Source organism: Massilia sp. P1_C10 (assembly GCF_056406475.1).
On the sequence record NZ_JBFUAC010000002.1, the window covers coordinates 686453 to 707000 of the forward strand.

22 protein-coding genes are annotated in these 20548 nt (G+C 65.7%); 8 read left to right on the forward strand and 14 right to left on the reverse strand.

What is annotated here, in order from left to right; genetic code table 11:
* The first annotated feature begins 13 nt into the window (after positions 1-13).
* Positions 14-1324: an amino-acid N-acetyltransferase gene (gene argA / locus AC1D02_RS07430; protein WP_477315257.1), complete on the forward strand. Its 1311-nt coding sequence runs from the start codon at positions 14-16 to the stop codon at positions 1322-1324.
* 35 nt (positions 1325-1359) lie between these two features.
* Complete coding sequence (locus AC1D02_RS07435) at positions 1360-1632, forward strand: oxidative damage protection protein (protein WP_477315259.1); 273 nt, start codon at positions 1360-1362, stop codon at positions 1630-1632.
* 55 nt (positions 1633-1687) lie between these two features.
* Here AC1D02_RS07435 and AC1D02_RS07440 read toward each other — a convergent pair whose 3' ends face one another.
* The 7 genes from AC1D02_RS07440 to AC1D02_RS07470 form a co-directional block, all read right to left on the reverse strand.
* The gene (locus AC1D02_RS07440) at positions 1688-3232 is read right to left on the reverse strand and encodes a tripartite tricarboxylate transporter permease (RefSeq protein WP_477315261.1); all 1545 of its coding nucleotides are present in this window, start codon (positions 3230-3232) and stop codon (positions 1688-1690) included.
* Between the two features lie 11 nt (positions 3233-3243).
* Complete coding sequence (locus AC1D02_RS07445) at positions 3244-3705, reverse strand: tripartite tricarboxylate transporter TctB family protein (protein ID WP_477315263.1); 462 nt, start codon at positions 3703-3705, stop codon at positions 3244-3246.
* Positions 3706-3717: 12 nt separating this feature from the next.
* Positions 3718-4770 (reverse strand): porin, encoded by a 1053-nt coding sequence (locus AC1D02_RS07450; protein WP_477315265.1) that lies wholly within the window; start codon positions 4768-4770, stop codon positions 3718-3720.
* Positions 4771-4917: 147 nt separating this feature from the next.
* Entirely contained in the window at positions 4918-5892 is a 975-nt protein-coding gene (locus AC1D02_RS07455; RefSeq protein WP_477315267.1) for a tripartite tricarboxylate transporter substrate binding protein, read from the reverse strand.
* 54 nt (positions 5893-5946) lie between these two features.
* Complete coding sequence (locus tag AC1D02_RS07460; protein WP_477315269.1) at positions 5947-7269, reverse strand: MFS transporter; 1323 nt, start codon at positions 7267-7269, stop codon at positions 5947-5949.
* A gap of 65 nt (positions 7270-7334) precedes the next feature.
* Positions 7335-8255 (reverse strand): NAD(P)-dependent oxidoreductase, encoded by a 921-nt coding sequence (locus AC1D02_RS07465; RefSeq protein ID WP_477315271.1) that lies wholly within the window; start codon positions 8253-8255, stop codon positions 7335-7337.
* On the reverse strand, positions 8252-8947 hold the full coding sequence (locus AC1D02_RS07470) for an RraA family protein (protein WP_477315273.1): 696 nt from the start codon (positions 8945-8947) through the stop codon (positions 8252-8254). The genes AC1D02_RS07465 and AC1D02_RS07470 overlap by 4 nt, the downstream gene beginning before the upstream one ends.
* A 123-nt stretch (positions 8948-9070) precedes the next feature.
* Between AC1D02_RS07470 and AC1D02_RS07475 the strand changes: the two genes are divergently transcribed.
* Positions 9071-9952, forward strand: coding sequence for a LysR family transcriptional regulator (locus AC1D02_RS07475; RefSeq protein ID WP_477315275.1), 882 nt, complete (start codon positions 9071-9073; stop codon positions 9950-9952).
* On the opposite strand, the gene AC1D02_RS07480 is transcribed toward AC1D02_RS07475, so the two are convergent.
* From AC1D02_RS07480 to rpiA, 3 genes are read right to left on the reverse strand one after another with little or no spacing between them, the layout of a single operon-like run.
* On the reverse strand, positions 9949-10818 hold the full coding sequence (locus AC1D02_RS07480; protein ID WP_477315277.1) for an EamA family transporter: 870 nt from the start codon (positions 10816-10818) through the stop codon (positions 9949-9951). The two genes, AC1D02_RS07475 and AC1D02_RS07480, sit on opposite strands and share 4 nt — an antisense overlap.
* A complete protein-coding gene (locus AC1D02_RS07485; RefSeq protein ID WP_477315279.1) occupies positions 10815-11147 on the reverse strand; it encodes a hypothetical protein in 333 nt (110 codons plus the stop codon). The genes AC1D02_RS07480 and AC1D02_RS07485 overlap by 4 nt, the downstream gene beginning before the upstream one ends.
* Before the next feature lie 13 nt (positions 11148-11160).
* On the reverse strand, positions 11161-11838 hold the full coding sequence (rpiA, locus tag AC1D02_RS07490; RefSeq protein ID WP_477315281.1) for a ribose-5-phosphate isomerase RpiA: 678 nt from the start codon (positions 11836-11838) through the stop codon (positions 11161-11163).
* Between the two features lie 194 nt (positions 11839-12032).
* On the opposite strand from rpiA, the gene AC1D02_RS07495 reads away from it, so the two are divergent.
* Genes AC1D02_RS07495 through AC1D02_RS07505 form a run of 3 tightly spaced genes read left to right on the forward strand, consistent with a single transcriptional unit; the run spans position 12033 to position 13982 of the window.
* Positions 12033-12398 (forward strand): response regulator, encoded by a 366-nt coding sequence (locus AC1D02_RS07495; protein WP_477315283.1) that lies wholly within the window; start codon positions 12033-12035, stop codon positions 12396-12398.
* Positions 12399-12400: 2 nt separating this feature from the next.
* Positions 12401-13018 (forward strand): chemotaxis protein CheC, encoded by a 618-nt coding sequence (locus tag AC1D02_RS07500; RefSeq protein WP_477315285.1) that lies wholly within the window; start codon positions 12401-12403, stop codon positions 13016-13018.
* 1 nt (position 13019) lies between these two features.
* A complete protein-coding gene (locus tag AC1D02_RS07505) occupies positions 13020-13982 on the forward strand; it encodes a diguanylate cyclase (RefSeq protein WP_477315287.1) in 963 nt (320 codons plus the stop codon).
* A 45-nt stretch (positions 13983-14027) separates the two neighbouring features.
* Here the strand turns inward: AC1D02_RS07505 and AC1D02_RS07510 are convergent, their stop codons facing one another.
* The 4 genes from AC1D02_RS07510 to edd form a co-directional block, all read right to left on the reverse strand.
* Positions 14028-14531: a Maf family protein gene (locus AC1D02_RS07510; RefSeq protein ID WP_477315289.1), complete on the reverse strand. Its 504-nt coding sequence runs from the start codon at positions 14529-14531 to the stop codon at positions 14028-14030.
* 90 nt (positions 14532-14621) lie between these two features.
* Positions 14622-15143 carry a Rhs element Vgr protein gene (locus AC1D02_RS07515; protein WP_477315291.1) on the reverse strand — a complete coding sequence of 174 codons (522 nt, stop codon included), beginning with the start codon at positions 15141-15143 and terminating at the stop codon, positions 14622-14624.
* Between the two features lie 9 nt (positions 15144-15152).
* Positions 15153-15776 (reverse strand): bifunctional 4-hydroxy-2-oxoglutarate aldolase/2-dehydro-3-deoxy-phosphogluconate aldolase, encoded by a 624-nt coding sequence (eda, locus tag AC1D02_RS07520; protein WP_477315293.1) that lies wholly within the window; start codon positions 15774-15776, stop codon positions 15153-15155.
* Positions 15773-17689: a phosphogluconate dehydratase gene (gene edd / locus AC1D02_RS07525; RefSeq protein WP_477315295.1), complete on the reverse strand. Its 1917-nt coding sequence runs from the start codon at positions 17687-17689 to the stop codon at positions 15773-15775. The genes eda and edd overlap by 4 nt, the downstream gene beginning before the upstream one ends.
* Before the next feature lie 219 nt (positions 17690-17908).
* On the opposite strand from edd, the gene pgi reads away from it, so the two are divergent.
* Complete coding sequence (gene pgi / locus AC1D02_RS07530) at positions 17909-19555, forward strand: glucose-6-phosphate isomerase (protein ID WP_477315297.1); 1647 nt, start codon at positions 17909-17911, stop codon at positions 19553-19555.
* Positions 19552-20445: an SMP-30/gluconolactonase/LRE family protein gene (locus AC1D02_RS07535; RefSeq protein WP_477315299.1), complete on the forward strand. Its 894-nt coding sequence runs from the start codon at positions 19552-19554 to the stop codon at positions 20443-20445. Before pgi ends, AC1D02_RS07535 begins: the two co-directional genes overlap by 4 nt.
* Positions 20446-20548: the final 103 nt, after the last annotated feature.

Below are 20548 nucleotides of genomic sequence, written 5' to 3' on the forward strand. Positions count from 1 at the left end.
TATAATGCGGCAAATGGAAACTTCTAACCAATTCGTCCAGTGGCTGCGCTCCGTCGCGCCCTACATCCACGCTTTCCGTGGCAAGACCTTCGTGGTCGCCTTCCCTGGTGAACTCGTGACCGCCGGCGCGCTCACCGTGCTGGCCCAGGACCTGTCGCTGCTGGTCGCCCTCGGCATCCGCGTCGTCATCGTCCACGGCTCGCGTCCGCAGGTGGCCGAACAGCTCGCGCTGCGTAACGTCGAAGGCCGCTTCCACAACGGCATCCGCATCACCGACACCGCCGCGCTGGAATGCGCCAAGGAAGCCGCCGGCGAACTGCGCCTCGACATCGAGGCCGCGTTCAGCCAGGGCTTGCCGAATACGCCGATGTCGAACGCCGCGATCCGTATTATCTCCGGCAATTTCGTCACCGCGCGCCCGCTTGGCGTGATCGACGGCGTCGACCTCGAGCTGACTGGCGTGGTGCGCAAGGTGGCCGCCGAGACGATTCACCCGATCCTGGCCACCGACAGCATCGTGCTGCTCTCCCCGCTCGGCTTTTCGCCGACCGGCGAAGTGTTCAACCTGACGATGGAAGACGTCGCCGTCACCGCCGCCATCGCCCTGCAGGCCGACAAGCTGATCTTCATCAGCGAGACGCCGATGATGCTCGACCAGGGCGGCGTCGAAATCCGCGAACTGTCGTCGCACCAGGCCGAAGCGGTGCTGCAGGCGGGCTTCCTGCCGTCCGACGCGTCATACTACCTGCAGCAGGCGATCAAGGCCTGCAACAACGGCGTCGAACGCGCCCACATCGTCTCGTTCGCGATGGACGGCTCGGCCCTGCTCGAGCTGTTCACCCACGACGGCGTAGGCACCATGATCAGTCACGAGAACCTCGAGAGTCTGCGCAAGGCCAACATCGACGACGTCGGCGGCATCATCAAGCTGATCGAGCCGCTCGAAGCCGACGGCACGCTGGTCAAGCGCGGCCGCGAGCTGATCGAACGCGAAATCGACAACTTCTCGGTCATCGAGCACGATGGCGTCATCTTCGGCTGCGCCGCGCTGTACCCGTTCCCGGCGTCGAAGATGGCGGAGATGGCCTGCCTGACCGTCAATCCCGAGGTGCAGACCCAGGGCGACGGCGAACGCATTTTGCGCCACATGGAAAATCGCGCGCGCGCCGCTGGCTTCAACAAGCTGTTCGTGCTGACCACACGCACCTCGCACTGGTTCCAGAAGCGCGGCTTCGTGCCGGCCACGGTCGAGGACCTGCCGAAGGATCGCCAGCACATGTACAACTGGCAGCGCAAATCACAGGTCCTGATTAAGCCTTTATAATCTCGGCTTTACCCCATACCGCATTAGGAGCACTCATGGCCCGCACCGTCCATTGCATCAAACTGAATAAAGACGCCGAAGGGCTCGACTTCCCGCCGTACCCGGGTGAACTGGGCAAGAAAATTTACGAGCAGGTGTCGAAAGAGGCGTGGGCCGCGTGGCTCAAGCACCAGACCATGCTGGTCAACGAGAACCGCCTGAACCTGGCCGACCTGCGCGCCCGCAAATACCTGGCGGCGCAGATGGAGAAGCACTTCTTCGGCGAAGGCGCCGACGCGGCTGTCGGCTACGTGCCTCCTGCCGAATAACTTTCCCACCTGGGTCTGACCCGCGGGACTTGGCGTCCCCGTCAGACCCTTCACCCTATTCCTCCTGGAACGCCTCGACGCGCTTCTTCTTGACCGACGGCATCGCCACGATCACGACAAGCACGGCTGTCGCAACGAGCAGGGCCAGCGACAGCGGGCGGCTGAAGAATACCGAGAAGTCCCCGTGCGACAGCAGCAGCGAGCGGCGGAAGTTCTCCTCCAGCATGGGCCCCAGCACGAAGCCGAGCAACAAAGGCGCGCCTTCGCATCCCAGCTTGTTGAAGACATATCCGAGCACACCGAAGCCGGCGGTCAGAAGGACGTCGAACGCGCTATTGTTGACCGTGTAGACGCCAATGCAGCAAAACACCAGGATTGCCGGGTACAGGAAGCGATACGGTACTTTCAGCAGCTTGACCCAGATGCCGATCAGCGGCAGGTTCAGCACCACCAGCATCAGGTTGCCGAACCACATGGACACGATCAGGCCCCAGAACAGCGTCGGATTGTTGGTCATCACTTGCGGTCCAGGCTGGATGTTGTGCATGGTCATCGCGCCAATCATCAGCGCCATCACCGGGTTGGGCGGAATGCCCAGCGTGAGCAAGGGAATGAACGAGGTCTGCGCCGCGGCATTGTTGGCCGACTCCGGACCCGCCACGCCTTCGATGGCGCCCTTGCCGAACTCGGCGCTGTTCCTGCTCACCTTCTTTTCCAGCGAGTAGGCGCCGAACGAGGCCAGCGCCGCCCCGCCGCCCGGCAGGATGCCGAGCGCCGATCCCAGCATCGTGCCGCGCAGCACCGGCGCGACCATGCGCCTGAAGTCCTCCCTGGTCGGAAACATGCTGGTGACCTTGTTGGTGAAAACCTCGCGATGCTCCTTCTGCTCGAGGTTGGCGATGACCTCGGCGAAGCCGAACACGCCCATCGCCACCGCGACGAAACCGATGCCGTCGGACAATTCGGCGATGTCGAAGGTGAAGCGCGCCACGCCGGAGTTGACGTCGGTGCCGATGATCCCGCCCAGCAGTCCGATGCAGATCATGCCGATCGCCTTGATCAGCGATCCGGACGCGAGCACCACCGCGCCGATCATGCCGAGCACGATCAACGAAAAGTATTCCGCAGGGCCGAACTGGAACGCGACCTTCGCCAGCGGCACCGCGAACGCGGCCAGCAGCAGGATACCGACGCAACCGGCGAAGAAAGATCCGAGCGCGGCAGTGGTCAGCGCCACCCCGGCCCGCCCCCGCCGCGCCATCTGATAGCCGTCGATGCAGGTCACCACCGACGAGGTCTCGCCGGGCAGGTTGACCAGGATCGCTGTGGTCGAGCCGCCATATTGCGCCCCGTAGTAAATGCCGGCGAGCATGATCAGTCCGCCCAACGGCGGCAATGCGTAGGTCGCCGGCAGCAGCATGGCGATGGTCGCCGTCGGACCGAGGCCCGGCAGCACGCCGATCAGCGTGCCGATGATGGCGCCGAGCAGGCAGTAGACCAGGTTGACGGGGATGTTGGCGGTGATGCCGAACAATGTCATCGGTTCCAGCGCCAGCACCGCTGAAAATCCGATCGACAGGTGAGAGAGAAAGCCGTCCATTGTATGTTTCCTTATATGCCGAGCGCAGCCGGCCACAGTGGAAATTGCAGCTTCAGCAAGTACACGAACACCAGCAGCGACAGCGCGATCAGCGCGAGCGCATTGCCGACCGTCGCCTTCCAGCCGAACTCATGGCTCGCATAGCTGGAAATGCCGACCAGCATCAGCAGGCAGGCCACCAGGCCCAGGCGTTCGAGCAGCAGCCCGAACAGCGCGACCGGGCCGATGATCAGCAATAGCGTGGGCCAGGCGAATTTTCCGATCTGTTCGACTTCACCCTTCCCAACCAGGCCGCCCACGGCGACCACAACGCCGATCGCCACCAGCAGCAGGCCGAGCACGGTGGGGAAATAACCAGGGCCCATGCGCTCCGCCGTGCCGAACGCGTAGCGGGCGCCATATACGGCAAAGCCCGCGCCGAACGCGACGAACATGAAGCCGGCCCAGAAGTCCTTTTGATTTCTTATGTTCATCGCGTCGGCTCCTTAGAACAGGTGGTTGATGCCGGCCGAAATGCCGCGCTGGCGGGTCTGCCTGGTGGCAGGCACCAGGGCGCCTTCATACCGGTTCAGGTCCACTTCGGCGTACAGGTTGGTGCGCTTGGTGAAGGTGTAGGTGGCGCCCAGCAGCAGCAAATCGCGCTTGCCGGTGCTGGCCAGGCTGTCGAAATTCGAGCGGTAGGCGGCCAGCGTGGCTTCCACTGCCGGCGAGAACGCGTAGCTCACGCCGGCCCAGCTGGTCTTGTTGCGATACTCGCCCACCGTTGCGCTCGACTGGCGCTCGCGCGACTGCGCCACCTTGACCGTCGCCGCCTGCAGCTTGAATCCGCCGCCGGCGACGAACGCCGTGTTGGTGAAGCCAGCCACCGTCTCCTTGTGCGTGTAAGCGCCGGCCAGCAGCAGCGTCGAGCCGGTGTAGCTCGCGCCCACCGCCCGTGCCGACCCCTTGCTGGCGTCGCCCGCGATCTCGCCCAGCGCATACTCGGCGCGCGCCGTGACCGGACCGAAGGTGCCGGCGTACTGGACGTCGTTGTTGAATCGCGTACCGGAAGACGAGGATGCGCCCAGCCCCGCGGCGCTCGCCGCTGCCGGCAAGGTGGTGCCGGCGCCGGACGACAGCGGCACGATGCCGGTGTAGTGATGGTCGAACGGGTCGAGGAACTTCTCGGTCTTGAAGCCGATCGTGTATTGGCGGCCCACGTCGATGCCGCCCCAGGCGCCGCTCACGCCGACCGCCGCGGTACGGTTGAACAGCACGTTGTTGGTGTTGTCCAGCGCGCCGGTCTTGCTGGAAAAACCGCTTTCAAGCTGGAAGCGCGCCTTCAGCCCGCCGCCCAGGTCTTCCACGCCGCGAAAGCCCAGGCGGTTGGAGTAATAGTTCCCCGTGCCCATCGACAGCAGGCCGTCGCCGGCGGCGTTGACGTTGGTCTGATACCGCAGGCCGGCGTCGATCGAGCCGTACACAGTCACGCTGGACTGCGCATACGCCGTTGCCGACACCATACAGCACAGCGCCATCATCGAATATTTCATGTTCATCTTGCGGTCCCTTGAGTAGTTTTTATGGATGCTGCTGGTTCAATTGCCGTGCGAAGGCCGCACGGATCCCTCCGCTGTTGCGCGGATTGAAAAAGGAATGTGGTGTGGGCCCGCGTCGCCGCGGGCCGATGGCTGCGTGGGCGCCGGTCAGTCGATCTTGGCGCCGGACTCCTTGACGACCTTGCCCCAGCGGACGTGTTCCGCCTTGATCATGCTGGCAAACTCCTCGGGCGTGCCACCCAGGGTGTCGCCGCCTTCGACGCGGATCTTCTCGCGCACCTCCGGCATTTTCAGCACCTTGTTGACTTCGGCATTGAGCCTGGCGATGACGGGCGCGGGCGTGCCGGCCGGGGCGAGGAAGCCGAACCAGGTGCGGGCGTCGAAGCCCTTGTAGCCCGACTCGTTGATGGTCGGCACGGTCGGCAAATCGCCGGAGCGCTTTTCCGAGGTGACGGCCAGCGCACGCATGTTGCCGCCCTTGAACTGTCCGTTGGCCGTCGGCACCGAGGCCATCAGCAGCTGGATCGATCCGCCGAGCAGGTCGGTGATCGCCTGGGACGAGCCCTTGTATGGCACGTGCTGCAGCTTGATGCCGGCCGCCTTCTGGAACAATTCGCCGGTCAGGTGCGCCACCGTGCCGTTGCCCGGCGTGGCCAGCGTGATCATGCCGGGCCTGGCTTTGGCCGCGGCGACCACGTCGGCCAGCGTCTTGAACGGCGAGCCGGCGGCCACCACCAGCACCAGCGGCGCGTCGGCCACCGCGGCGACCGGCGCCAGGTCCTTGATCGCGTCATACGGCATTTTCGCGTACAGGGTGGGATTGACCGCCAGGTTGCTGGTCTGGCCCATGACGATGGTGTAACCGTCGGCCGGCGCCTTGGCGGCCAGGTCGACCCCGATGTTGCCGCCGGCGCCAGGGCGGTTGTCGACGACGATGACCCATTTCTGCGTTTCGGTCAGCTTGTTGCTCACCACGCGAGAGATGATGTCGGTGCCGCCGCCGGCGGGAAACGGAACGACCAGGCGGATCGGCTTGGACGGATACGGCTGCTCGGCGGCGCTGGCCAGTGCAGCGAGGCTCGATAGCGCGACGATCAGGATGTGACGGGCGAACGGATTCATACAGGTCTCCTGCTGTTGTGGTTGTAATGATGTGTTGGATGAATCGGGCGTCGCTTATGCCGCGGCCCCGATCGTTGCAATGCGCGCCGCCTTGCTGGCGCTGCGGCTCAGGACCATCAGCACCGTGATGCTGACCAGCGCCAGCGCCGCGATCGGCAGGAGGGCCAGGGCGTAGCTGCCGGTACCGGCCTTGATCCAGCCATAGACGTTGACCATCAGCCCGCCGCCGATCAGGTTGGATACGGCGTTGATGCCGGCCAGCCCTGCCGCTGCCGAGCCCGAGGCCAGCCAGCCGGAGCTGAGCGCCCAGAACGGTCCCTTGAAGGAGTAGGCGCCAATCAGCACGCACGACAGCAGGATGATGGTCGGCACGATCGATGTGGTGGCCAGCGTGAACAGCATTCCCACCGAAATCAGCGCCAGCGGAATGACTATATGCCAGCGGCGCTCGCCGGTACGGTCCGAATTGCGTCCCCAAAAGACCATCAGCACGGCGGCAATGGCGTAAGGAATCGAGTTGAGCAAGCCGGTCTGCATCACCGTAAATCCGAACGATTTGATCATCTGCGGCTGCCATACGCCGAGCACCGAGCCGGCGGCCGACGCAGTCGAGCAGACCAGCGCCATGCCGAGCACCTCTTTGCTGCGGAACAGCTTCCACAGCGAAACATGGGCGACCAGTTTCTTCTCGCTGCGCTCGCGCTCCATCTGGCCGGCGAGCCAGTCGCGTTCTTCGGCGCTCAGCCACTTCGCATGTTCCGGCCGGTCGGTCAGGAATGACAGGCAAGCCAGGCCCATCACGACGGTCGGCAGCCCTTCCAGGAGGAACAGCCACTGCCAGCCGTGCAGGCCCAGCGTGCCTTCCATGCGCATCAGCAGGGCCGAGACCGGCGAAGCGATGAAGCTTGCCAGCGGCACCGACACCATGAAAATGGCGATGATGCGGGCGCGGTAGGCCGACGGCACCCAGTAAGTCAGGTACAACAGGACGCCAGGGAAGAAGCCGGCTTCGGCCGCGCCGAGCAGGAAGCGCAGCACGAACAGGGAGTTCTGGCCGGTCACCAGCGCGGTGCCGGCCGACACCAGCCCCCAGGTGATCATGATTCGGGCGATCCACTTGCGCGCGCCGAATTTCTGCAGCGCCAGGTTACTCGGCACCTCGAAGAAGAAGTACGAGATAAAAAACAGGCTGCTGGCGAAACCGAACACCTGCGGCGAGATGCCCAGGTCGTGATTCATGCTCAGGGCAGCCATGCCGATGTTGCCGCGATCAATGAACGCGAGCAGGTAGCACACCATCAGGAAGGGGATCAGGCGCCCGATGACCTTGCGCACCGTCGCCCTCTCGAATTGAATGTCGCGATTCGTGGTTTCCATCTTGTCTTCCTCCAAAGCCTGCCGGTCGGGTGCGCCATCGTGGGCGCACTCCTTTTTATATGCTGTTACGCCGTGACGGCGAGTTCGTCCAGAACGTTCTGCGCCGCCGCCGTTCCCATGCCGACGTAGGCATCGTCGGTGACGCCTGCCACGTGGGGCGAGAGGATCGCGTCGGCCAACGCCGAGAATTCGTGCGCGCCGTCGTAAGGCTCGACCTGGAAGCTGTCGAGTCCCGCGGCGCGCAGTTTGCCGCTGCGCAGTGCATCGGCCAGCGCCGCCTCGTCGATCAGGCCGCCGCGCGCCGTATTCACCAGGATCGCGCCCTGGCGCATGCTCGCCAGCGTCGCCGCATTGATCATATTCGCATTTTGCGCCGTCAGCGGGCAGTGCAGCGACAACACATCGGACGCGGCGATGACGTGGTCCAGTTCGACGCGCTCCACGCCGGCGGGAAACGCCTTGGCGAACGGATCGTAAGCGATCACGCGCATGCCGAGCGCCATGCCGGTGTCGGCGACGCGCAGGCCGATCGCGCCCAGGCCAACCAGGCCCAGGGTGCGCCCTTTGAGCTCCAGGCTCTTGTGCGTCGCCTTGTCCCAGTGGCCGGCGCGCATGCGGCCGTCGAGGCGAACCACGTTCTTGGCGCATGCCAGGATCAGGGCCCAGGTGTGCTCGGCCACGGCGGCGGCATTCGCGCCGGCCGCGGCCTTGACCGCAATGCCGCGCGCCCTCGCCGCGGCCGCATCGATGGTGTCGATGCCGGTGCCGTGCTTGGAAATAACGCGCAAGCTCGGGCTCGCTTCAATCACCCGCGCGCTGATTTTTCCATAGCGCGCGATGATCGCCACCGGATCGTGCTGGCGACACAGCGCCACCACGCTATCCTCGTTGCAGTCCTTGCCGGCGTAGACCAGCTCGAAATCGGCCAGCAGCGCCACCGCCTGCGGTGCGAGATCGGCGCCGGTCACCAGGATCACGCGACTCATGCGACTGCTCCTTCGATCACCACACCGGCCTTCTTCAGCGCGCCTTCAAGCCACGCCGGGCGCAACTGGCCGCCGCTGCGGATTTGCGTCAAGCGCACGGTTTCGTCGGCGACTTTGCCGGCTGCCAGCGCCAGCACAGCCTCCACCTTGCTGCGCTCGATGACCACCACGCCGTCGGCGTCGGCGACGATCAGGTCGCCGGGAGCGACCGCGGTGCCGCCGACCGACACCGGCCAGTTCACGCGTCCCGGCGCCAGCTTGTTCGGGCCGTTCGGATTGGCGCCGACGGCGTAGGTCGGGAAGCCCAGCGCGCGGATGGCTTCGGTGTCGCGCACCGAGCCGTCGATGATGACGCCGGCGATGCCGATCTTCATGCACGCCGAGATCATGATCTCGCCCATCAGCGCGGTGGTCTCGTCGCCCTTGCCGTCGATCACCAGGACGTCGCCCGGCTTCGCCATTGCCATCGCGGCGTGGATCATCAGGTTGTCGCCGGGACGCACTTCGATCGTCAGCGCCGGGCCGGCGATGCGCATGGTCGGCGCCAGCGGAGCAATACGGCTGCTGAGTGTGCCGCGGCGGCCGGCGACGTCGGCCAGGATCGAGGCGGGAAATTCGGAGGCGGCTTTGGCCAGGCTCGGATCAACGCGAATGAAGTCGCTGATGACGTCTGGAGGGGCGGAATGGGTCATGTCGGGTCCTGTTCTGTGTGCGGGTCTGTGAATGTTTTTCTTGATGTGAACCGAGTATATGAAGCGCGATCTATAATGTATATTCACTTATTTTTCGCTTTCTTAAACTTTCAGGAATGCTTCATGGATTTCCGCGACCTGCGCTATTTCGAAGTCATCGCCACCGAAGGCAACCTCGGCCGCGCCGCCGAAAAGCTGTTCCGCACCCAGCCGGCGCTGACCAAATGCATCGACCGGCTGGAAGCGGACCTGGGCGCGCAATTGTTCGAAAAGTCCGGACGCGGGATGAAGCTGACCGCCGCCGGCGCGGTGCTGCTGTCGCGAACCAAGCAGATGGCGCTGCTGGTGGAGGAAACCGCGCGCGAAATGAAGGAGCATGCCGGCGGCCTGAAGGGAAAAATGCGGATCGGCTGCGTGCCGACGCTGGCCGAGCACATGATGCCTGGCGTGTTCGAAGAACTGCTGGGCGGCGCGCCCGAGGTGGAGGTCGAACTCAAGGTGGCGATGAACGACGCCCTCCTCTCGGCGCTACGCGAGGGCGACCTGGACCTGGTGGTGGGGCCGATCGTCGAATCGGACGAGCACCTGGTGTCCGAGCAGTTTTCCGAGGACGAGGTGGTCGTGCTCGCGAGCCGGGATCACGACATCTTCAAAGCCCCGTACACCTTGCCGGACCTGTTGCGCTACAAATGGGTACTGCCGGCAGCTTCGGTGGCGAGCCGTCAATGGCTCGACCAGACCTTCGAAAGGAATGGCCTTGCGCGGCCGGCCGTGCAGATCGAATCGAATGTGCTGAACATGATCCTGCCGATCATCGAGCAGACTCACTTGCTGGGATTTGTGGCCCGCTTCAATCTGCAATCCCAAAAGGCGTACTTGCGCGAGGTCGAACTGCCCGAAACGACGCTGAGGCGAAGGCTAGGCCTGACCTACCGCACGGGCGGGTATATGTCCCCTGTCGTGCAACGCACCGTCGCGATTTTGCGCAGCCAGAACGGTCATTAAGTTTTTCGAGCGGATAGCGCGCAGGTCGCCGACGCCAGCACGATGCAGGCGATCGCCATCCACTGCGTCCCGTTCAAGCGCTCTCCCAGCACGACCAGCCCGGCCAGCGCCGTGACGGCCGGCGCGGCGCTGCTGAACATCCCATACAGCCCCTGCGGCAGGCCGCGCAGCGCCAGCATCTCCAGGCAGTACGGCACCGCGCTCGACAACACCGCGATCAGCAGGCCGATGCCCGCTACCCGCGTCGTGATCGTCGATGGGTCGGTGTAGGCCACCCCGAGCGGCACGATGAACAGCGACGCCACCAGCATCCCCAGCGCGACGCCCTGCCCGCCCGCGATGCTCGAGGCGCGCTTGCCGAACACGATGTATAGCGCCCAGCACGCGGCAGCGCCGAAGGCATACGCGACGCCCACCGGATCGAGGCGACCGGCGACTGTATTCAAGGGAAGCAGCAGATAAAGCCCGAACACCGCCAGCGCGCACGAGGCGATGTCGCGGGGCCGGCGCGACGACAGCAAGGCCACCAGCAGCGGCCCGGTCACTTCGATGGCGACCGCAATGCCGATCGGGATGCGCTGGAACGCGCGGTAGATCAGAAGGTTCATCAGGCCCATGACGGCGCCGTAGATGACCAGGTTGAACACGTCGCGCCGGGTCAGCGGCGAACGCCAGGGGCGGAAGATCGCCAGCAGGATCAGCGCCGAAAAGCCCACCCGGAACGCGGTGATGCCTTCCACTCCAATGACGGGGAACAGCTGCTTGGCCACCGCGGCGCCAAGGTTGACGGAAACCTGGCTGCCGAACAGCGCAAGCGACGGCATCAGGATGCCGTCGCGCCGCGAATCGGTGAGCGGAATCGTCACATCGCCTTACATTGCCGCAGTTCGCAGCGGGCCATGAACACCTTGCCGCTGTCGCACACCATCTTGTAGACCTCGACCGGACCCGGCTCGGTCACCAGGCCTGCGCCCTCGCTGCTGTGGCACGCCTGCGCCTTGCCGAGGCGCTCCACCGTCACCGACGACACGCCCGGACGGAAGGCGATGCGTTCGATCACGGCGCCGTTGGCGTCGCGCAGGCGCGTGTCGACCGGCTTGGCCGGCGCAATCGCCACTGGTTCCATCTTCGTCTTGAACATCGAACAGGCCGACAGCGCAAACGCGCACGTCGCCAGCAGCAGCAATCGCTTCATGCTTTTCCTTGGCTTAGAAAGTGAGGGTCTTGACGCCTTCGCCGGTGCCCAGCAGGCAGACGTCGGCGCCGCGCAGTGCGAACAGGCCGACGGCGATCACGCCCGGCACCTGGTTGATTTCCTGCTCCAGCGCGACCGGGTCGGTGATCGACAGGCCGGCGACGTCGATGATCTGGCCGCCGTTGTCGGTGATGAAGGCTTCGTCGGTGCCGGCCTTTACGCGCAGCTTCGGCTGGCCGCCCAGCGCCGCCAGCTTGCGCATGACGGCGGCGCGCGCCATCGGCAGCACTTCGACCGGCAGCGGGAATTTTCCCATCACGTCGACCAGCTTGGAGCCGTCGGCGATGCACACGAACTGGCCCGACACGGAAGCGACGATCTTCTCGCGCGTCAGCGCGGCGCCGCCGCCCTTGATCATCGCGCCGGTGCTGGTGATTTCGTCGGCGCCGTCGATGTAGACCGCGATCGACGGCACGTCGTTCAGGTCGAACACCTCGATGCCGTGGCCGCGCAGGCGCGCCGCGGTCGCTTCCGACGAGGCCACGGTGCCCTTGATGCGGTGCTTGATCCTGGCCAGTTCGTCGATGAAGAAATTGGCGGTCGAGCCGGTGCCGACGCCGATGATTTCGCCGTCCACGACATATTGGATCGCGGCCACGGCCACTGCTTGCTTGAGTTCGTCTTGGGTCATGATTCTGCTTAACTTGGGGGGAATGCCGACATTTTAACGGATCGACCGTGGCCGGGCCGCCTTTCAACAATATCTTCCCTTGTCCCGCAGCAAGCGCGACCCCGCGCCAGCGCAAAGAATGTTCCTTTTGGGAAAAACAATGCGCCGATCGGTGGCAGAATCCCCCAACGCTTTGAAGACTCTTGGGAATCGCAATGAACGACTCGAAAATCGTACTGGTGGTCGACGACAGCCGCGTCTCGCGCCTGATGGCACGCCAGTTCATTCTGACGCGCCAGCCCGGCTGGCTGGTCGAGGAAGCGGCCACCGGCGAAGAAGCGCTCGACAAGGTGCGGGGCATCTCGCCGGTGCTGATCCTGATCGACATCAACATGCCGGGCATGGGCGGGATGGCCGCCGCCGGCCACCTGCGCGCGCTGTGCCCGGACGCCCACATCTCGCTGGTCACCGCCAACGTGCAGAACGCGACCCGCAACCGCGCCAGCGAAATGGGCATCGGCTTCATGGAAAAGCCGATCACCGAGGCGCGCATCCACGCCCTGCTGGGCGCGCTGGAGTAAGCATGGTCACGCTCAGCGAACTGCAGCACGACGCGCTGGTTGAAATCTTCAACATCGGCGTCGGCCAGGCCGCCAGGGCGATGAGCGAAATCGTCAGCGAAGAGGTCACGATGTCGGTGCCGTCGATCCGCTTCCTGAACCGCGCCGCCGCCGCCGCCCTGCTCGGCAACGTCGACGGCCAGCGCGTGTGCGGCGTCAGCCAGCTCTACGAAGGCGCCTTTACTACCCGCGCGATCCTGATGTTCCCCGAAGATAAAAGCCTCGACATCGTGCGCCTGATGGTGGGCGACGCGGTGCCGTTCAAGCAGCTCACCGAGATGGAGCAGGAGGCGATGAGCGAGATCGGCAACATCATCCTCAACTCCTGCGTCGGCACCCTGGCCAACATCTTCGAGCAGGAATTGCGCGGCTCGCTGCCGGTCTACCACCTGGGCAGCAGCGAGGACATCCTCGGCGCCTCCGGCGGCTCGCCCGACACCGTGGTGCTGGTGCTGCACATCGACTTCATCCTCGAGACGCACCAGATCAACGGCTACGTGGCGTTCGTGCTCGACCTCTCCGCGCTGGCCGACCTGCAGGCCCAGGTCGAGCGCTACCTGTCCGCGATTGAAGGCGAGTGACATGGGCAGCATCGACATGATTCGTCCGGGGATGCTGGAAAACGTACTCGGCGCGCTGGACGTCGGCGCCGTGGTGCTCGACAACGCGCGCCGCGTGGTGCTGTGGAACCGCTGGATGGCGCAGCGCTCCGGCTGCACCGAAGGCGAGGTGCTGGGGCGCGACTTCTTCGCCGTCTTCCCCGCGCTGCACGGCAAGCGCCTCGACCGCGCGGTGCTGCAGGCGCTGCGCGACAACTTCCCCGCGGTGCTGTCGCAGACGCTGCACAAGGCGCCGCTGCCGCTGTTCGCCGACCGCGAAGCGCGCATCGCCGGCGTGCGCATCCAGCAGGCGGTCGCCGTCACGCCGCTCGACGTCGAGGGCGATCGGCGCCACTGCCTGATCCAGGTCAGCGACGTCAGCGCCGCGGTGCAGCGCGAGCGGCTGCTGCGTGAGCAGGCGCTGGAGCTGCGCTCGCAGACATTCTCCGACGGCCTGACCGGGATCGCCAACCGCCGCCACTTCGACCAGGCGATCGAGAAGGAGCAGCGGCGCGCCAAGCGTTCCGGCGTCGCGCTGTCGATGCTGATGATCGACATCGATTTCTTCAAGGCGTACAACGACCACTATGGCCACCAGCAGGGCGACGACACGCTGATCCGCGTGGCCGGCGCGCTGGCCGCACGCCTGAAACGCCCGCCCGACCTGATCGCGCGCTATGGCGGCGAGGAGTTCGCGGTGATCCTTCCCGACATGGACAGCGCGGGCGCGGCCGGCATCGCCGAGACGATGCGCCGCTGCGTCGCGCAACTGGCGATTCCGCATGTCGGCGCACAAGGGTCTGCGCAGGTCACCATCAGCATCGGCGTGGCGACGCAGGCGCCGAACAATCCGCTTGAAGTGGCCGAGTTGATCGGCGCGGCGGACCGCGCCTTGTACGAGGCCAAGCGCGGCGGGCGCAACCAGGTGGCGGTCGATCAGGCGTAGGGGTCAGGTCCGATGGACCTGACCCCGAATTTGACGACCCCATCTTCACTTGGCCGCGACGCATCCGTACAGATTTTTCCCTTCGCGCGTGCCAGGTGCGATCGGCAGCACATTGACGCCGCCGTCGCGCTGCCTGACCAGGCAGAACCTGGCGCCATAACCGCGCGCCTGCTCCGGCGCCCCGCCGCGCACGTCGATCGTCACCTCATACACCCTGCCCGGTTCGAGTTCCGCCGCGCGCGTCTGCGGCAGCGACTGCACCCTGCCAGCGTACGGAATGCACATGCTGAACATCACCGGAAAGGTGCGCCCTTTCGGCATCGACATCTTCCACACCGTCTCGCGCGGCCGGGCCGAGGTGTCCACCACGCTGATCGCCTCGAAATCGGGTGCCCCGCCGCGCCGCTCCTCGCGTTCGGAAATCGTGAAGCACGGCTGTCCCTTGTTCGCATCGCGCACTTCCGCTTCTCCTATACGCGGCGTGGGCGCACTTCCCGCCCGCGCTGTCCACAGCAGCAGGATGATCGGGATGAAAACACGGAAGTACATAGGGCCTCGCCGGAAAAAAGTTGCGTCTAGCAAACTTCTAGCGTACGGCTTTCCGCCCGGCGCTGTTTGATGCCGCGCAAGCCGTGCGAACTAACGGCGGCTGCCGAGGCTGCGCGGCAGGTGCGCGCGCTTTGATGGATCGGCAATGAAATCGGCCAGCACTTCCTCGAACAGGTCGAGGGCGCCGGCGTTGTGGCGCCAGCGCATCGCCCCGGGCGCACCGAGCAGCTTGAGCACGAAATAATCGGCCAGCAGGTCGCCCTGCGCTTCCATGTTGAAGTCGGCCAGCGTGGCGCCGGCGCGCAGCCGGTAGCGGTAATCGAGGCCGATGCGCACCGCGCCGCGCAGCCGCACCGGATAGCCCAGCTGGTGCTGCCAGACGTGCACCATCTCGTGCATGAACCAGTGGCGCGCGCCGATGTCCGCAGACGAATAATCGTCCAGGAAGCAGGAGCGGTGAAAGTACATGCTGCCGTTCGGCGTCATCGCGCAGTTACGCGGCTGGAACGGCATGTAGCGCCGCCCGATTATGCGAACTTTCGCATAATCGATGGCGTCGCCGAACAGCATCGACGCCATCGCCACTTCGCCTTCGGTGAGGCTGCGCTTCACCACGGACGGTCAGCCCAGCGCGGCCGCCGCCTTCGCCAGCTCGGTGATGCGGGCCCAGTCGCCGGCCGCCAGCGCGTCCTTCGGCGTCAGCCATGAGCCGCCCACGCAGGCGACGTTTTTGCAGGCCAGGAAGGCCGGCGCGGTCTCGATCGAGATGCCGCCCGTCGGGCAGAACGTCACATCCGGAATCGGGCCGCCGATCGCGTTGAGCATGCCGACGCCGCCGGCCGGCACCGCCGGGAACAGCTTGAGCTGCAGGAAGCCCGCTTCGCGCGCGGCCAGCACTTCGGACGGCGTCATCACGCCCGGCAGCAGCGGCAGGCCGCTCCGCTTGGCCGCCTCGATCAGCGCCGGCGTCAGGCCGGGCGAGACGCCGAACACGGCGCCGGCGTCGCGCGCGGCGGCAAATTCCTCGGGCTGGGTCAGCGTGCCGACGCCGACGATGGCGCCTTCGACCGCGGTCATGGCGCGGATCGCGTCCAGGCCATGCCTGGTGCGCAGCGTGACTTCGAGCACGCGGATGCCGCCGGCAACCAGCGCTTTCGCCAGCGGCACGGCGTGTTCTGGGTCGTCGATGGCGATGACGGGAATGACGCGCGCAACGCGCATGATGTCGAGCAGGTTCATGGTCATATTGGGTTCTTGATCAAGGTGTCTTCGTCGGAGCCGGGGACGATGTCGCCGACATCGGCGCCTTCGTGCAGCGGCACGGTGGTGGGGATCGGCGATGGCAGCGAGAAGGTGGTGGCGCCCTTCTCCGCTTCGCTGACCGTGTGGCGGAACATCGAGAACAGCTCGCGTCCCATGCCGATGTGCGACGACGACAAATCGGCGGTCGCCATCGCGCGCGCATGCCAGACCGCATCCGGCACCAGCGCCTGCAAGGTGCCCAGGGTGGCGTCGAGGCGGATGATATCGCCGTCGCGCACCAGGCCGAGCGGGCCGCCGGCCAGGATCTCGGGCGACACGTGGATCGCCGCCGGCACCTTGCCCGACGCGCCCGACATGCGGCCGTCGGTGACCATCGCCACCTTGCGGCCGGCGTCCTGCAGATTGGCCAGCGCCGGAGTCAGCGCGTGCAGTTCCGGCATGCCGTTGGCGCGCGGGCCCTGGAAGCGGATCACGGCGATGAAGTCGCGGTCCAGGTGGCCCGCCTGGTAGGCGTGCATGAAGTCTTCCTGCGAGTTGAAGGTCAGCGCCGGCGCCTCGACGACGCGGTGCTGCTCCTTGACCGCGGAGATCTTCATCACGGCGCGGCCCAGGTTGCCCTTCACCAGGATCATGCCGCCGTCGTTGGCGAACGGCGCGGAGGCCGGTCGCAGCACCTCGGTGTCGGCCGATTGCGCGGCAGCGGGCTTCCATACCACCTTCTCGCCGTCCAGGAACGGCTCCATGCAATGGGCGCGCAGGCCCTTGCCGAGGATGGTAAGCACGTCGTCGTGCAGCAGTCCCTGGTCGAGCAGCTCGCGAATCACGTAGCCAGGGCCGCCGGCCGCGTTGAAGTGGTTTACGTCGGCGTCGCCGTTCGGGTAGATCCGGGCCAGCAAAGGAATGATCGCGGACAGTTCGTTGAAGTCGTCCCAGTCGATCACGATGCCGGCCGCCTTGGCGATGGCCACCAGGTGCAGCGTGTGGTTGGTGGAGCCGCCGGTCGCCAGCAGGCCGATGACCGCGTTGACAATGGATTTTTCATCGACGACGTGGCCGACCGGCGTGTAATTGCCGCCCTGCGGCGTGATGGCGACGGCGCGCTTGGCCGCGGCGGCCGTCAGTGCGTCGCGCAGCGGCGTGCCCGGAGGGACGAAAGAAGATCCGGGCAGGTGCAGGCCCATGAACTCCATCAGCATCTGGTTGCTGTTGGCGGTGCCGTAGAAGGTGCAGGTGCCGGCGCTGTGGTACGACGCCGATTCGCCTTCCAGCAGTTCTTCGCGGGTGGCCTTGCCTTGCGCGTAGCGCTGGCGCAGCGCCGCTTTTTCCTTGTTCGACACGCCGCTGCTCATCGGGCCGGCCGGCACGAACACCGCGGGCAGGTGACCGAAATGCAGCGCGCCGATCAACAGGCCCGGGACAATCTTGTCGCACACGCCCAGGTACAGGCCGGCGTCGAACATATTGTGGGACAGCGCGACCGCGGTGGCCATCGCGATGGCGTCGCGCGAGAACAGCGACAGTTCCATGCCGGGCTGGCCCTGCGTCACCCCGTCGCACATGGCGGGCGTCGCGCCGGCGAACTGCGCGACCGCGTCGACTTCGCGCACGGCGGCCTTGATAATCTCGGGGAAGAACTGGAATGGCTGGTGCGCCGACAGCATGTCGTTATATGACGAGACGATCCCGATCGAGGGCTTTTTCTGCTCCTTCAGTTTGAGCTTGTCGTTGGCAGGGAACGCGGCGAAGCCATGCGCGAGGTTGGTGCAGGCCAGCGCGCTGCGCTGCACGCCCTGGACGCGCGCGGCGTCGAGGTGCGCGAGGTAGGCTGCGCGCGACGGGCGGCTGCGTTCGATGATACGGTCGGTCACCGCCTGAAGTACTGGATGGAGCGCCATGGTCAATCCTCTAAAATTAATTTCTGAAATTTTACTACAAAATTATTCAATTAATCCGTCAGGCTCGAATATTGTTGCGACAATGGGGTCAGGTCCGGCGGACCTGACCCCGGCCTTGTCAGCGGCGCACGTCAACTGCAACGCTCCGCATTTCATTATGTAGTGAATTTACCGAATTTTGATGTATCATAAACATAAGCCCATTCTACTCTCGATACCATGCGCCAGCCCGCCCTCACCTCCACCGCCAGTTTCCAGGCCCTCGCCACCCACGCCGTCGACGCCGCCAGCTGGCAGATGCGCGACCTGTTCGGCGCCGATCCCGAGCGCTTCAGGAAGATGTCGGTCGAAGGCGCTGGTCTCTTTCTAGACTATTCAAAAAACCGCCTCGACGGGCGCACGCTTGAACTGCTGGTGGGCCTGGCGCGCGAGCGCGGCGTCGAGCGCCAGCGCGAGGCGATGTTCGCCGGCGAGAAGATCAACCTGACCGAAGACCGCGCCGTGCTGCACACCGCGCTGCGCGCGCCGATCGATGCGCCCGCGCTGGTGGTGGACGGCCAGGACGTTGGCGCCGACGTGCACGATGTACTGAAACGCGTACGCATCTTCAGCGACGCGGTGCGCTCCGGCGCCTGGCGCGGCTACACCGGCAAGCCGATCACCGACGTCGTCAACATCGGCATCGGCGGCTCCGACCTGGGCCCCAAGATGGCCTGCCTGGCGCTGCGCCAGTATTCGCTGCCGACGCTGACCCTGCATTTCGTGTCGAATGTGGACGGCCACGACATGGATGCGACGCTGTCGCAGGTCGATCCCGAGACCACGCTGTTCATCGTCGCCTCGAAGACCTTCACCACCAGCGAAACCATGATGAACGCGCAGACCGCGCGCCGCTGGTTCCTCGCGCTGGCGCAGCCGGAGGCGCTGGCCAAGCACTTCGTCGCCGTCTCCACCAACACCGAGGCAATCAAGAAATTCGGCATCGACCCGGCCAACATGTTCCCGTTCTGGGACTGGGTCGGCGGGCGGTATTCGGTGTGGTCGGCGATCGGACTGCCGATCGCGCTGGCCGTCGGCTTCGGCTACTTCAGCGACTTCCTGGCCGGCGCGCACGCAATGGACGAGCATTTCAGGACCGCGCCGCTCGATCAAAACATGCCGGCGCTGCTCGCGCTGGTCGGCTTCTGGAACCGCCAGTTCCTCGATTGCGGCTCGGTGTCGATCGCGCCGTATCACCAGGACCTGAACCGCTTCCCCGCATACCTGCAGCAGCTCGAGATGGAGAGCAACGGCAAGCGCGTCACGCGCAGCGGCGAACCGGTCGACACCCCGACCTGCCCGGCGATCTGGGGCGAATGCGGCACCAACGGCCAGCACGCCTACTTCCAGCTGCTGCACCAGGGCACCGACGTGACGCCGATCGACTTCATCGCGGCGCTGCGGCCCGGACACGAATTCACCCAGCACCACGCGGCGCTGCTGGCGAACTGCTTCGCGCAGTCGGAAGCGTTCATGCGCGGCAAAACCATCGACGAAGTGCGCGCCGACCTGAATGCCCAGGGTATCGGAAAGGCCGAAGCCGAGCGCCTGGCGCCGCACAAGACCTTCCCGGGCAACCGTCCGAGCAACACCATCCTGATGGAATACCTGACGCCGCATTCGCTCGGCGCGCTGGTGGCGCTGTACGAGCACAAGACCTTCGTGCAGGGCGTGCTGTGGGACGTGAACAGCTTCGACCAGTGGGGCGTCGAGCTGGGCAAGGTGCTGGCCAAGAACATCGAGGCCGAACTGAACGGCGACGCGCAGCCCGCGAAGCACGACAGCTCCACCAACGGCCTGATCGCGATGGCCAAGGCGGCCGTATGAGCGACGCCATCGACGTCGCGTTCGACCAGCCGATGGCGGTCGGCGAAAGCCCGCTGTGGAATCCGGCCGAGGCCTGCCTGTACTGGGTCGACATCGATGGCTTCGCGATTCACCGGCTCGATCCCGCCAGCGGCGCGCATCGCAGCTGGAAAACCGACAGCGAGCCGACCGCGCTTGGCCTGCATGCCGGCGGCGGCCTGGTGGTCGCGCTGCGTTCGGGCTTCGCGCGCTTCGACACCGACAGCGGCGCCTTCACGCCGATCGCGCCGGCGCCCTACGACACCGGCAAGGTGCGCTTCAACGACGGCCGCGTCGATCCGGCCGGCCGCTTCTGGGTCGGCACGCTGTACGAGCCGCGCACCGAAGCGGCCGCGGAAATGTACTGCCTCGAACGCGGCCAGGTACGCCGCGCCTGGTCGGGCGGCATGACCGTTTCGAACGGCCTTGGCTTCAGCCCGGACCAAAAGTGGATGTACCATTCCGACACCACCAGCCACCGGATCGACCGCTATCCGTTCGACGCCGCCACCGGCGCGCTCGGCGAAGCGCAGCCATTCCAGCGCTTTTCCAGCGACAAGGCGGCGCCCGGCTACGGCGGGCGCCCCGACGGCGCCGCGGTCGACAGCGAAGGCGCCTACTGGAGCGCGATGTTCGAAGGCGGCCGCCTGCTGCGCTTCTCCAGCGCGGGCGAACTGCTGCGCGAGGTCCGGCTACCGCTGCGCGCGCCGACCATGATGGCGTTCGGAGGGGCCGACCTGCGCACGCTTTACATCACAAGCGCCGGCACCAGGCGGCCTGCCGAAGAACGCGCGCAATACCCGCTCAGCGGCTGCGTGTTGTCGTTGCGGGTAGACGTCCCGGGCCTGCCGGAACCAGTTTACCGGCCGTAACGCCTTTTGTGCGCTAGCAGACAGAATTAGCCTGATAGACTGTCGGCATCTATTAATGGGGGTCAGGTCCTGCGGGAGCTGACCCCGCTTTTTCGCGCGCAGG

Bases quoted from the DNA above. Each gene is read 5' to 3' on its own strand.
- AC1D02_RS07535 (WP_477315299.1), top strand. From the start codon at position 19,552: ATGAGCGACGCCATCGACGTCGCGTTCGACCAGCCGATGGCGGTCGGC.
- edd (WP_477315295.1), bottom strand. From the start codon at position 17,689: ATGGCGCTCCATCCAGTACTTCAGGCGGTGACCGACCGTATCATCGAA.
- AC1D02_RS07505 (WP_477315287.1), top strand. From the start codon at position 13,020: ATGGGCAGCATCGACATGATTCGTCCGGGGATGCTGGAAAACGTACTC.
- AC1D02_RS07460 (WP_477315269.1), bottom strand. From the start codon at position 7,269: ATGGAAACCACGAATCGCGACATTCAATTCGAGAGGGCGACGGTGCGC.
- AC1D02_RS07465 (WP_477315271.1), bottom strand. From the start codon at position 8,255: ATGAGTCGCGTGATCCTGGTGACCGGCGCCGATCTCGCACCGCAGGCG.
- eda (WP_477315293.1), bottom strand. From the start codon at position 15,776: ATGACCATGAACCTGCTCGACATCATGCGCGTTGCGCGCGTCATTCCC.
- AC1D02_RS07500 (WP_477315285.1), top strand. From the start codon at position 12,401: ATGGTCACGCTCAGCGAACTGCAGCACGACGCGCTGGTTGAAATCTTC.
- AC1D02_RS07435 (WP_477315259.1), top strand. From the start codon at position 1,360: ATGGCCCGCACCGTCCATTGCATCAAACTGAATAAAGACGCCGAAGGG.
- argA (WP_477315257.1), top strand. From the start codon at position 14: ATGGAAACTTCTAACCAATTCGTCCAGTGGCTGCGCTCCGTCGCGCCC.
- AC1D02_RS07455 (WP_477315267.1), bottom strand. From the start codon at position 5,892: ATGAATCCGTTCGCCCGTCACATCCTGATCGTCGCGCTATCGAGCCTC.
- AC1D02_RS07450 (WP_477315265.1), bottom strand. From the start codon at position 4,770: ATGAACATGAAATATTCGATGATGGCGCTGTGCTGTATGGTGTCGGCA.
- AC1D02_RS07470 (WP_477315273.1), bottom strand. From the start codon at position 8,947: ATGACCCATTCCGCCCCTCCAGACGTCATCAGCGACTTCATTCGCGTT.
- AC1D02_RS07495 (WP_477315283.1), top strand. From the start codon at position 12,033: ATGAACGACTCGAAAATCGTACTGGTGGTCGACGACAGCCGCGTCTCG.
- AC1D02_RS07445 (WP_477315263.1), bottom strand. From the start codon at position 3,705: ATGAACATAAGAAATCAAAAGGACTTCTGGGCCGGCTTCATGTTCGTC.
- AC1D02_RS07485 (WP_477315279.1), bottom strand. From the start codon at position 11,147: ATGAAGCGATTGCTGCTGCTGGCGACGTGCGCGTTTGCGCTGTCGGCC.
- rpiA (WP_477315281.1), bottom strand. From the start codon at position 11,838: ATGACCCAAGACGAACTCAAGCAAGCAGTGGCCGTGGCCGCGATCCAA.
- AC1D02_RS07475 (WP_477315275.1), top strand. From the start codon at position 9,071: ATGGATTTCCGCGACCTGCGCTATTTCGAAGTCATCGCCACCGAAGGC.
- AC1D02_RS07440 (WP_477315261.1), bottom strand. From the start codon at position 3,232: ATGGACGGCTTTCTCTCTCACCTGTCGATCGGATTTTCAGCGGTGCTG.
- pgi (WP_477315297.1), top strand. From the start codon at position 17,909: ATGCGCCAGCCCGCCCTCACCTCCACCGCCAGTTTCCAGGCCCTCGCC.
- AC1D02_RS07510 (WP_477315289.1), bottom strand. From the start codon at position 14,531: ATGTACTTCCGTGTTTTCATCCCGATCATCCTGCTGCTGTGGACAGCG.